We start from the raw sequence: 11,500 nt of genomic DNA, 5'->3' as shown, positions 1-11,500 counted from the left end.
CAAAAAGAATATTTATTATTTTCCTATCTAACGGCGGCGTCTTATATTCACGCCGCAGGTGAATTTGCAGCGAGACGCATAAGCTGCATTAGGGCAGGATATCGCAGTCGTCCGATTCCCGAATTTGCCAACTTTCCTAAAGCGTCTTCCATAAGAAAACACAGGGGCTTGTCATGAATTTTTCCGCACTACGTCGCAATCTGCTGGTGGGCTCGCTGGGCCTGGCACTGAGCGCCGGCCTGATTGGCCAAGCCGTTGCCGGTGAGCAACTGCAAAAAATCAAGGACGCCGGCGTGATCAACGTTGGCCTGGAAGGCACTTACCCACCGTTCAGTTTCGTCGATGCCGACGGCAAACTGACCGGCTTCGAAGTCGAGTTCTCCGAAGCCCTGGCCAAAGAGCTGGGCGTCAAGGTCAAACTGCAACCGACCAAATGGGACGGCATCCTCGCGGCCCTGGAATCCAAGCGTCTGGACGCCGTGATCAACCAGGTGACCATCTCCGAAGAGCGCAAGAAGAAGTATGACTTCTCCGAGCCGTACACTGTTTCCGGTATCCAGGCGCTGGTGCTGACCAAGAAGGCCGCCGAGCTGAACATCAAGACCGCTGCCGACCTGGGTGGCAAGAAAGTCGGCGTAGGCCTGGGCACCAACTACGAAGAGTGGGTGAAAACCAATGTGCCGACCGCCGATGTCCGCACCTATGAAGATGATCCGACCAAGTTCCAGGACCTGCGTGTCGGCCGTATCGACGCCATTCTGATCGACCGCCTGGCCGCACTGGAGTACGCCAAGAAGGCCAAGGACACCACCGCCGCCGGTGACGCGTTCTCCCGTCAGGAAGCCGGCATTGCCCTGCGCAAAGGCGAGCCTGAACTGCTGGCCGCGGTGAACAAGGCGATCGACAAGCTGCGCGCCGATGGCACCCTGAAAAAACTCTCGGAAAAATACTTCAACGCTGACGTCACTCAATAATGGAAGAAGCTTTCCAACTCGCACTGGACTCCGTGCCCTTTCTACTCAAGGGCGCGTACTACACGGTCATCCTCAGCCTGGGCGGGATGTTCTTCGGCCTGGTGATGGGGTTCGGCCTGGCGCTGATGCGCCTGTCGCGCTTCAAACTGGTGAGCTGGATCGCCCGCATCTACGTGTCGTTCTTTCGCGGCACGCCGTTGCTGGTGCAACTGTTCGTGATCTATTACGGCTTGCCGCAATTGGGTCTGGAACTTGATCCGCTGCCGGCGGCCCTGATCGGCTTCTCGCTTAACATGGCCGCCTACGCCTGCGAAATCCTGCGTGCCGCGATCAGCTCCATCGAGCGCGGCCAGTGGGAAGCCGCTGCCAGTATCGGCATGACCCGCGCGCAAACCCTGCGCCGGGCCATCCTGCCGCAGGCCATGCGCACCGCATTGCCGCCGCTGGGCAACAGCTTCATTTCGCTGGTCAAGGACACGGCGCTGGCCGCTACCATCCAGGTGCCGGAGCTGTTCCGTCAGGCGCAACTGATCACCGCCCGCACCTTTGAAATCTTCACCATGTATCTTGCCGCCGCACTGATCTACTGGGTCCTGGCCACGGTGCTGTCGCACCTGCAGAACCAGTTGGAAGCGCGGGTCAATCGGCACGACCAGGAGTCCTGACCCCATGATTGTCGTGGAAAAACTGACAAAGCAGTTCAAGGGTCAAGTCGTGCTCAATGGCATCGATCTTGAGGTCAAGGAAGGCGAGGTGGTCGCGATCATCGGCCCTAGCGGTTCGGGCAAGACCACCTTTCTGCGCTGCCTGAATTTTCTGGAAGAACCCACCAGCGGCCGGATCAAGGTCGGCGATATCGAGATCGATACCAGCCGGCCCCTGAACCAGCAGCAGAGCCTGGTGCGACGTTTGCGCCAGCACGTGGGCTTCGTGTTCCAGAACTTCAACCTGTTCCCCCATCGCACCGCCCTGGAAAACGTCATCGAAGGCCCGATCGTGGTCAAGAAGACCCCGCACGCCGATGCTGTAGCCCTGGGTAAAAAACTCTTGGCCAAGGTCGGTCTGGCGGGCAAGGAGGACGCTTACCCGCGTCGCCTCTCCGGTGGCCAGCAACAGCGCGTGGCGATTGCCCGGGCGCTGGCAATGGAGCCCGAAGTGATCCTGTTCGATGAGCCGACCTCGGCCCTCGACCCGGAACTGGTGGGCGAGGTATTGGCGACCATCCGCGGCCTGGCCGAAGAGAAGCGCACCATGGTGATCGTCACCCACGAAATGGGTTTTGCCCGGGACGTGGCCAACCGTGTGGTGTTTTTCGACAAGGGCGTGATCGTCGAACAAGGCGAAGCGAAGGCGTTGTTTGCCAACCCGAAAGAAGAGCGAACCCGACAGTTCCTGAGCAAGTTCCTGAATAACGCACACAACTAAAAACCCTGCGTAACAACGGTAAACTTCCATGGACGGAAGTGATACCCCTCGAAATACGCTTCATTAATACCAAATCAAACCCATCTATTTAACATGCATATCCTATACGCGTGCGCGGTACAAATATATGCATCACAACAATTAAACAGTGACAATTAAATCAGATCTTCTATCGCAAGACGGTGCCCACGTCTTGCAACAGTCCGCCCTTATTTCCGTGCCTTCAGCAGAAAAACTCGACGAACAGACATGGTTTAATTACTTGGATCCGTAGGAACTTTCTGAATAGCACCACACAACCACCACAACTAATAAATCTTATTGACACCTGATCTCCCTGACTCTTATCTAGTCTCCATCCAGCGACACCCTTCACATTTAAATCATTATTTCCGCTCAAAGTAATGAATGGTTTTTCTGTTCGATTATTGGTTTTTGATATTCCAGAAACGGACTTCGTTGCAAGACTTCAAGGAGACTTCATGAATAGCACCTCGAACACATCCAGGCTTGCGGCCCCGACCCTGGCGCGATCGAACAAGGCCGGCATCAACGTCACCTGCGCGGCGCACCTGCTGATCGATGTGGCGCCCTACCCCGCCATGGACTCAGGAGACCTGGTCGAACTGTTCTGGGACAACTGCTACGTGGCCTCCCGCGTGCTGACGGCCAGCGATGTCGGCCGACCGGTGCAGTTGCGGGTGCCTGAGAGTTTTGTCGCCAACGGTACTTCGCGCATTCACTACCGGGTCATGCAGATTGGCCGGGGTCCGGCGGTATCGGCCAGTCAAAACGTACAGATCAAACTCGACTGTCCAGGCGGCCAACCCTCGGCGCTGTGCGGCGATGAAAACCAGTGCCTGGCACCAGTGAGCATTCCCGAAGCGATTTGCCGTCAGGGGGTCAATCCGAGTCAGGTCAAACGCGGTGTTCCCTTGACCATCGAGCCGTACCTGAACATGGCCGTCGACGACGAGATCACCCTGCGCTGGGGCGATGTGCGCATGGATCTGCCACCGCTCAAGTCCGCCGATATAGGCCAGCCGATCCACGTCTGGATACCGCCGGCCATCATCCTCGAAGCAGGCGAAGATCTGCACCTGGAAGTGACGTACTGCATTCTCGACAGGGTAGGCAACAACTCCCGCTGGGCACCGGCCCGCACGCTGAAGATCGGTTGCGCCAATCCTTATGTGAAAGTCCCGAAGAAACAGCATCTCAAGGCTGCTGAACCCTGCAGACAGCGGCGGCAGTGACTGTGCCCACCGTGTTTTTGTGGCGAGGGGGCTTGCCCCCGTTGGACGCGAAGCGTCCAAAAATATGCAACTTCGGTCCATCAGGACATTGCAGTAGCAGGTTTTGCGGCCGCTGCGCGGCCGAACGGGGGCAAGCCCCTCGCCACAGAGATTGTGCCCCTCCCCCCCCAGAACACCTTCTATTCATATTCCTAAAAGTTAGTTCATAAAATATTTATACACGTTTAGGGTATATAAACCGGACCACCGGACATTCTTGTTTTCATGCGCGGCCACAAGCGGCGCTTCCATGAGATGTGAGGTAGGTATGGTCCGGAACACAATCAACCCAGTGCAGATCGCCAGGGCATTGCGAGCAGCCAAGGAGTGGCACTGATGTCCAGTCTGGCAGATGCAATCGTCCAGAGTGACCTGGACATCGCCCCGTTGTTGTTGCCCGCACAAGTCTTGCGTAACGATGCCCAAGCCATCAAGGCGGCCCACGAACTGGCGCACGTTGCGCGCCTGCAAGCGGCCAAGCGTGACCAGTTGCGCAAGCTCCCATGGTCTGCAATCGAACACTTCACCCGCAGCGGCCTGGGCAGCATTTCCATCCCCCGCGAGTACGGTGGCCCGCAGGTTTCGTTCGTCACCCTGGCCGAGGTCTTCGCGATCATTTCCGCCGCCGACCCGGCCCTTGGGCAGATCCCGCAAAACCAGTTCGGCATTCTTAACCTGATCCTCGGCAGCGCCACCGAAGCGCAGAAAAGGCAACTGTTCAAAAGCGTCCTGGATGGCTGGCGCATCGGCAATGCCGGGCCGGAACGCGGCACCAAAAACACCCTGGAACTGAAGGCTCGCCTCACCGCCGACGGCGTCCTCAATGGCCAGAAGTTCTATTCCACCGGTGCACTGTTCGCCCATTGGGTTGCGGTCAAGGCATTGAACGACGACGGCAAACAAGTGCTGGCGTTCATCCGTCGCGGCACGCCGGGATTGCGCATCGTCGATGACTGGTCCGGCTTTGGTCAGCGCACCACCGCCAGCGGCACGATTTTGCTCAACAACGTGCAGGTCGATCCCGAACTGGTGGTGGATAACTGGCGGATCAACGACACGCCGAACATCCAGGGCGCCGTCTCCCAACTGATTCAGGCGGCCATCGACGCCGGTATCGCCCGGGGTGCCATCGACGACGCCATCGACTTCGTGAAAACCCGCGCACGGCCGTGGATCGACGCCAAGGTCGAGCGGGCCAGCGATGACCTGTACGTGATCGCTGATATCGGCAAGCTGAAAATCGAACTGCACGCCGCCGAAGCGCTACTGCGCAAAGCCGGGCAGGTGCTCGATGAAGTCAGCGCCACACCGCTCACCGCCGAATCCGCCGCCCGCGCCTCGATTGCCGTGGCCGAAGCCAAAGTGCTGACCACCGAGATTTCGTTGCTGGCCAGCGAAAAGCTGTTCGAACTGGCCGGCAGCCGCGCCACCCTCGCCGAATTCAACCTCGACCGCCACTGGCGCAATGCCCGGGTGCACACCCTGCACGATCCGGTGCGCTGGAAGTATCACGCCATCGGCGCCTATCGCCTCAACGGCACGCTGCCTAATCGTCATTCCTGGATTTAACGACCAGACATCTGGAGAAGCACATGAGCATTTCTCACCCCGTCGCGGTCATCACCAGCGATGAGCAAGCCCTGATTGTCGCCAGCGATCTGGCCGAAGATTTCAAACGTGACAGCGCCACGCGCGACCGTGAACGCCGTTTGCCACACCCCGAACTGGAGGTGTTTTCCCGCTCGGGCCTTTGGGGCATCAGCGTGCCAAAGGAATATGGCGGCGCCGGTGTTTCCAACGTCACCCTGGCCAAGGTCATCGCTCTGATCGCCCAGGCCGACGGCTCGCTGGGGCAAATTCCGCAGAACAATTTTTATGCCCTCGAAGTGCTGCGCGTGAACGGCAGCCACGAGCAGAAAAAACGTCTATATGCCGAAGTGCTGGCCGGCCAGCGCTTCGGCAATGCCCTCGCCGAACTCGGCACCAAAACCGCCCACGATCGCATCACCAGCCTGACCCGCGATGGCAGCGGCTATCGCATCAATGGTCGCAAGTTCTACGCCACGGGCGCGATTTACGCCCAGCGCATTCCCACCTCGGTGGTGGATGAAAATGGTGTGCAGCAACTGGCGTTCGTCCCGCGCAACAGTAAGGGCCTCACCGTAATTGATGACTGGAGCGGCTTCGGCCAGCGCACCACCGGCAGCGGTTCGGTGGTGTTCGAAGATGTCTACGTCGCGGCCGAAGATGTCATCCCCTTTCAAAGCGCCTTCGAGCGCCCGACGCCGGTCGGCCCGCTGGCGCAGATTCTCCATGCCGCCATCGACACCGGTATCGCCCGCGCCGCATATGAGGACGCGCTGCACTTCGTGCGCAGCAAAACCCGGCCATGGATCGACGCCACCCACGAAAAAGCCACGGACGATCCGCTGACCCTCAAGAGCTTCGGCCACCTGAGCATCCGCCTGCACGCCGCCGAGGCACTGCTGGAGCGTGCCGGCGAATACCTCGACAACGCCCAGGCCGACACAAATGCAGAGACCGTCGCAGCCGCGTCGATTGCCGTCGCCGAAGCCCGCGCCCTGAGCACCGAAATATCCCTGGCCGCCGGCAGCACGCTGTTCGAACTGGCCGGCAGTCAGGCGACCTTGATCGAACACGGTCTCGACCGCCACTGGCGCAACGCCCGGGTGCACACCCTGCACGACCCGGTGCGCTGGAAGTACCACGCCGTGGGCAACTACTACCTCAACGATGAAAACCCGCCACTGCGGGGGACCATCTGAATGGCTAAAAAGAAGATCCTGCTCAATGCCTTCAACATGAACTGCATCGGGCACATTAACCACGGGTTGTGGACGCACCCGCGCGACACGTCCACCCGCTACAACACGATCGAATACTGGACCGAACTGGCGCAATTGCTCGAGCGCGGGCTGTTCGACGGCCTGTTCATCGCCGACATCGTCGGGGTCTACGACGTCTACCAGAATTCGGTGGACGTGCCGTTGAAAGAGTCGATCCAGCTGCCGGTCAACGATCCGCTGTTGCTGGTGTCGGCCATGGCCGCGGTGACGAAAAACCTCGGTTTCGGCCTGACCGCCAACCTCACCTACGAAGCGCCGTACCTGTTCGCCAGGCGCCTGTCGACGCTGGATCACCTCAGCCGTGGCCGGGTCGGCTGGAACATCGTCACCGGCTACCTCGACAGCGCCGCCAAGGCCATGGGTCTGCGCGAACAGGTCGAGCATGACCGTCGCTACGACCAGGCCGACGAGTACCTGGAGGTGCTCTACAAACTCCTGGAAGGCAGCTGGGAAAACGGCGCGGTGCTGAACGATCCACAGCAGCGGATCTATGCGCAGCCTGAGAAAGTGCACAAGGTCGAGCACAAGGGCGAGTTCTATCAGGTCGAGGGTTATCACCTCTGCGAACCCTCGCCGCAGCGCACACCGGTGCTGTTCCAGGCCGGCAGTTCGGATCGCGGCTTGCTGTTCGCCGGGCAACATGCCGAGTGCGTGTTCATCAGTGGCCAGACCAAGGCATCGACCAAGGCTCAGGTGGACAAAGTGCGCGCCAGCGCCGTCGAAGCCGGGCGCAATCCCGAGGACATCAAGGTGTTCATGGGCCTGAATGTGATCGTCGGCGCCACCGAAGAGCTGGCCTGGGCCAAACACGCCGAGTACCTGAGCTACGCCAGTGCCGAGGCCGGCGTGGCGCATTTCTCGGCATCCACTGGGATCGACTTTTCCCAATACGAGATCGACGAGCCGATCCAGTACGTGAAGAGCAACGCGATCCAGTCCGCCACCAAACACCTGCAAAACAACGACTGGACGCGGCGCAAATTGCTCGAACAACACGCCCTCGGCGGTCGCTACATCACCGTGGTCGGCTCAGCGCAGCAAGTGGCGGATGAGCTGGAATCCTGGATCGCCGAAACCGGGCTGGATGGCTTCAACCTGACCCGCATCGTCACCCCGGAAAGCTATGAGGATTTAATTGAGCTGGTGATTCCCGAGTTGCAACGGCGGGGGTCGTACAAGACTGCGTACGACAGCGGCACCTTGCGCGAAAAGCTGTTTCAGCGGGAGGCGCATCTGCCTGAGCAACATACGGGTTCGGCTTACCGCCGCTAAAAGCTTCGCGAGCAAGCCCGCTCCCACAGGGGAATGCATTCCAAATGTGGGAGCGGGCTTGCTCGCGAAGAGGCCCCACCAGACACCAAAAAATTAATGCACTGACTGGACAACTCATCATGAAAAAGCACTCCCTCTCTCACCCAGTCAAAGCACTGGCCCTGGCCCTCGGCCTGTTCAGCTCTGCGGTTTTCGCCGCCGACGCGCCGCTGAAAATCGGCACCACCGCCGCTTTCGCCATTCCCCTTGAAGCAGCCGTCGAAGAGGCCTCCAAACAAGGCCTGAAAGTCGAGCTGGTGGAGTTCACCGACTGGATCGCGCCGAACGTCAGCCTCGCCGCCGGCGATATCGACGTGAACTACTTCCAGCACATCCCGTTCCTGGAAAACGCCAAGGCCGCCTCGGGTTTCGACCTGGTGCCGTTCGCGCCCGGGATCATCAACAACGTCGGCCTCTACTCGAAGAAATACAAAAGTTTCGACCAACTGCCGCAAGGCGCCAGCGTGGCCATCGCCAACGACCCGATCAACAGTGGTCGAGGCTTGCAACTGCTGGCCAAGGCCGGCCTGATCACCCTCAAGCCTGGTGTCGGCTACAAAGCCACCGAAGAAGACATCATCGCCAACCCGAAGAACATCAAGATCCTCCAGGTCGAAGCCGTGCAACTGGTACGCGCCTATGACGATGCCGATCTGGTGCAGGGCTACCCGGCCTACATTCGCTTGTCGAAAACCTTCGACGCGGGCTCCGCGCTGCTGTTCGACGGCCTCGATCACAAGGAATACGTGATTCAGTTCGTGATCCAGCCGAAGAGCAAAACCGACCCGCGCCTGATCAAGTTCGTCGACATCTACCAGCACTCACCCGCGGTGCGCGCCGCACTGGATAAAGCTCACGGCAAGCTCTATCAAGCCGGTTGGGAAAGCTGAGCATGACCGCTGCCATCCAACGGCGACTGGAGATTCCAGAGCCGCAAAGCGCCGAGCGCACCGAACTGCATCCCGAACTCAATCATGCCCACGTGCGCTTCATCGGCCTGGGCAAAACCTACAACGGCCAACAAGGCCCGGTGGCCGCGTTACATGGCATCGACCTGGCGATCCAGCGCGGCGAAGTGTTCGGCATCATCGGCCACAGTGGCGCCGGCAAGTCGTCGCTGATTCGCACCATCAATCGCCTGGAGCAACCGAGTAGCGGTCGGGTACTGATCGATCAGGTCGACATCGGCGAATTCGACGAAGACCGCCTGGTGACGCTGCGTCGGCGCATCGGCATGATCTTCCAGCACTTCAATCTGATGTCGGCCAAGACTGTTTGGCAAAACGTCGAACTGCCGCTGAAAGTCGCCGGTGTGCCCAAGGAACAACGCGAGCAGAAAGTCCGTGAGCTGCTGGAACTGGTCGGCTTGCAGGCCAAACACAAGGCTTACCCGGCGCAGCTATCCGGCGGGCAGAAACAGCGCGTGGGCATCGCCCGGGCGCTGGTGCATGACCCGCAAATCCTGCTGTGCGACGAAGCCACCTCGGCACTGGACCCGGAGACCACGCAATCGATCCTCGGCCTGCTGCGCGAGATCAATCAACGCCTGGGGCTGACCATCGTTTTGATCACCCACGAGATGGCGGTGATCCGCGAGATCTGTGATCGCGTAGTGGTCCTCGAACACGGGCGCATCGTCGAGCAGGGGCCGGTGTGGGAAGTGTTCGGCAATCCACAACATGAGGTCAGCAAGACGTTGCTGGCGCCGTTGCAACACGCATTGCCGCAAGAGCTGCAAAGCCGATTGCAGCCGCAATCGAACGCCCCGGATGCTGCCGTGGTCCTGCGCTTGCAGTTCACCGGCAACCAACGCGACGAACCGGATCTAGCAGCACTGTTCAGCGCCCTGGGTGGCCGCGTGCGATTGCTGCAAGGCGGCGTGGAACGGATTCAGGGCCATGCGCTTGGGCAACTGCTGTTGGCGGTGACGGGCTCCCCCCTCGGTGCCGAAGAATTGCGTCAACGCGCCAGCCATTGGGCGCAAAAGGTGGAGGTGCTGGGTTATGTGGTTTGATCGCTTGCTGCAGGGCTTTATCGACACGTTTTTGATGGTCGGCGTGTCGTCGCTCATCGCGCTGTTGGCGGGCATTCCGCTGGCGGTGATCCTGGTCACCAGCTCCAAGGGTGGCATCTACGAAGCCCCGGCACTGAACCGCGTGTTGGGTGCTTTCGTGAACCTGTTTCGCTCGGTTCCGTTCCTGATATTGATGGTGGCATTGATTCCGTTCACGCGGTTGATCGTCGGCACTACTTACGGCGTCTGGGCGGCCGTGGTGCCGTTGACTATCGCGGCCACGCCGTTCTTTGCGCGCATTGCCGAAGTCAGTTTGCGCGAGGTCGATCATGGATTGATCGAAGCGGCGCAAGCCATGGGCTGCCGGCGCTGGCACATCGTCTGGCATGTGTTGTTGCCCGAAGCGCTGCCGGGGATTGTCGGCGGGTTCACCATAACCCTGGTGACGATGATCAACTCCTCGGCCATGGCCGGGGCGATTGGTGCCGGTGGACTGGGAGATATTGCCTATCGGTATGGGTATCAGCGGTTTGATAGCCAGATCATGTTGACGGTGATTGTGTTGCTGGTGGCGTTGGTGGCGGTGATTCAGTTGGGTGGGGATCGGTTGGCTCGGGGCCTCAACAAGCGTTAGGCATGTTGTGAACACTCTTTGTGGCGAGGGGGCTTGCCCCCGTTCGACTGCGCAGCAGTCGCAAAACCTGCGGGCTCTTTTTTTCTGGCACACCTCATTGAATGGTTTTAGGGCCGCTTCGCAGCCCAGCGGGGGCAAGCCCCCTCGCCACAAAAGCTCCCTTGCCACAAAAGCTCCCTTGCCACAGGTCATCATTGGCCTTTGGAGGGAAGTTTTCGTACAGGAAAATCAGCGGTTTTGCAGGCTCGTTCCCTTTCCTTTGCAGGACATTTCCTAGATCATTTCGCTCGCTTGCGCCTGCCAATTCCCGTGGCTAGTCTCGGTCCGTCACTGCTCATCAGTGATCGGGTTTAGTAGCCCGGAACAATAGGCGCATAGCGATTCCATGCTCATGTCCGGCAAATTTTGCCGCATGCAGAATATGGTGGCTGTGCGTGGGGCACCTTCGGGTGCACCGGTTTTCCTATTGACCGGCCTACTAACCTGCGTACAGCCGCCACCCAATCGTTTAGTAGGCGATAAGTGATGGCTCCCATGCAGCAATAGGAGTAACACTCATGGAAAAATCCGTTCCCGATCCCCCCGAAACCTCCACCGAAGACCCGCTCAGGGATCGCTCAGCGCTCTACCGCGCCATTGATTTCCACCTCACCGGCAAGCAACCCGCACCACCCGATGAAATGCGCTTCTACAACGTCAGCAAGGACGTGAGCTTCGAAGACACCCAGCTCTATGTCGCCGATCTGCTGCGCTGTGCTTCGGTCACGGCGTATCAGTGTGGCGATCAGCTCAAGGGTGCCGACCGGGCGATGGTGTACTCGATCTGGCATTTGCTGGAGATTGCCAAGGCGATGGTGGATCACTCCATTGAGTGTTTGGGGATGAAAAAGGGCTGAGTCTGACTTTAATCATCGGTTGTCTGTGCCACCGCCATCGCGAGCAAGCTCGCTCCCACAGTTGACCGTGGATATCTGTGGGAG

At 59.5% G+C, this 11,500-nt stretch carries 11 protein-coding genes; all 11 read left to right on the top strand.

The window, feature by feature from the left end; all coding sequences use genetic code 11:
• Window positions 1-173 precede the first annotated feature (173 nt).
• The 11 genes from tcyJ (at window position 174) to KSS91_RS01670 (ending at window position 11,416) form a co-directional block, all read left to right on the top strand.
• Window positions 174-974 (top strand): cystine ABC transporter substrate-binding protein, encoded by an 801-nt coding sequence (tcyJ, locus tag KSS91_RS01720; RefSeq protein ID WP_015093009.1) that lies wholly within the window; start codon window positions 174-176, stop codon window positions 972-974.
• Window positions 974-1,639, top strand: a complete 666-nt coding sequence (tcyL, locus tag KSS91_RS01715) for a cystine ABC transporter permease (RefSeq protein ID WP_007972897.1) — start codon at window positions 974-976, stop codon at window positions 1,637-1,639. Before tcyJ ends, tcyL begins: the two co-directional genes overlap by 1 nt.
• Before the next feature lie 4 nt (window positions 1,640-1,643).
• Window positions 1,644-2,399: an L-cystine ABC transporter ATP-binding protein TcyN gene (gene tcyN, locus KSS91_RS01710; RefSeq protein WP_007972898.1), complete on the top strand. Its 756-nt coding sequence runs from the start codon at window positions 1,644-1,646 to the stop codon at window positions 2,397-2,399.
• Window positions 2,400-2,881: 482 nt separating this feature from the next.
• Window positions 2,882-3,655, top strand: coding sequence for a hypothetical protein (locus KSS91_RS01705; RefSeq protein ID WP_015093008.1), 774 nt, complete (start codon window positions 2,882-2,884; stop codon window positions 3,653-3,655).
• Between the two features lie 375 nt (window positions 3,656-4,030).
• Complete coding sequence (locus KSS91_RS01700) at window positions 4,031-5,263, top strand: SfnB family sulfur acquisition oxidoreductase (RefSeq protein WP_217836870.1); 1,233 nt, start codon at window positions 4,031-4,033, stop codon at window positions 5,261-5,263.
• Window positions 5,264-5,286: 23 nt separating this feature from the next.
• Window positions 5,287-6,480, top strand: a complete 1,194-nt coding sequence (locus tag KSS91_RS01695) for an SfnB family sulfur acquisition oxidoreductase (RefSeq protein WP_217836869.1) — start codon at window positions 5,287-5,289, stop codon at window positions 6,478-6,480.
• Complete coding sequence (locus KSS91_RS01690) at window positions 6,481-7,833, top strand: LLM class flavin-dependent oxidoreductase (protein ID WP_217836868.1); 1,353 nt, start codon at window positions 6,481-6,483, stop codon at window positions 7,831-7,833.
• 119 nt (window positions 7,834-7,952) lie between these two features.
• A complete protein-coding gene (locus KSS91_RS01685; protein WP_217836867.1) occupies window positions 7,953-8,762 on the top strand; it encodes a MetQ/NlpA family ABC transporter substrate-binding protein in 810 nt (269 codons plus the stop codon).
• 2 nt (window positions 8,763-8,764) lie between these two features.
• Entirely contained in the window at window positions 8,765-9,886 is a 1,122-nt protein-coding gene (locus KSS91_RS01680) for a methionine ABC transporter ATP-binding protein (RefSeq protein ID WP_217836866.1), read from the top strand.
• On the top strand, window positions 9,876-10,520 hold the full coding sequence (locus KSS91_RS01675; RefSeq protein WP_102701880.1) for a methionine ABC transporter permease: 645 nt from the start codon (window positions 9,876-9,878) through the stop codon (window positions 10,518-10,520). The genes KSS91_RS01680 and KSS91_RS01675 overlap by 11 nt, the downstream gene beginning before the upstream one ends.
• 557 nt (window positions 10,521-11,077) lie before the next feature.
• The gene (locus KSS91_RS01670; protein ID WP_217836865.1) at window positions 11,078-11,416 is read left to right on the top strand and encodes a DUF6124 family protein; all 339 of its coding nucleotides are present in this window, start codon (window positions 11,078-11,080) and stop codon (window positions 11,414-11,416) included.
• Window positions 11,417-11,500 lie beyond the last annotated feature (84 nt).

This window comes from Pseudomonas azerbaijanorientalis (assembly GCF_019139795.1).
Lineage (GTDB): Bacteria > Pseudomonadota > Gammaproteobacteria > Pseudomonadales > Pseudomonadaceae > Aquipseudomonas > Aquipseudomonas laurylsulfatiphila.
Note: the sequence above shows the minus strand (reverse complement) of the source record. Positions and strands in the feature narration are given on the sequence as shown.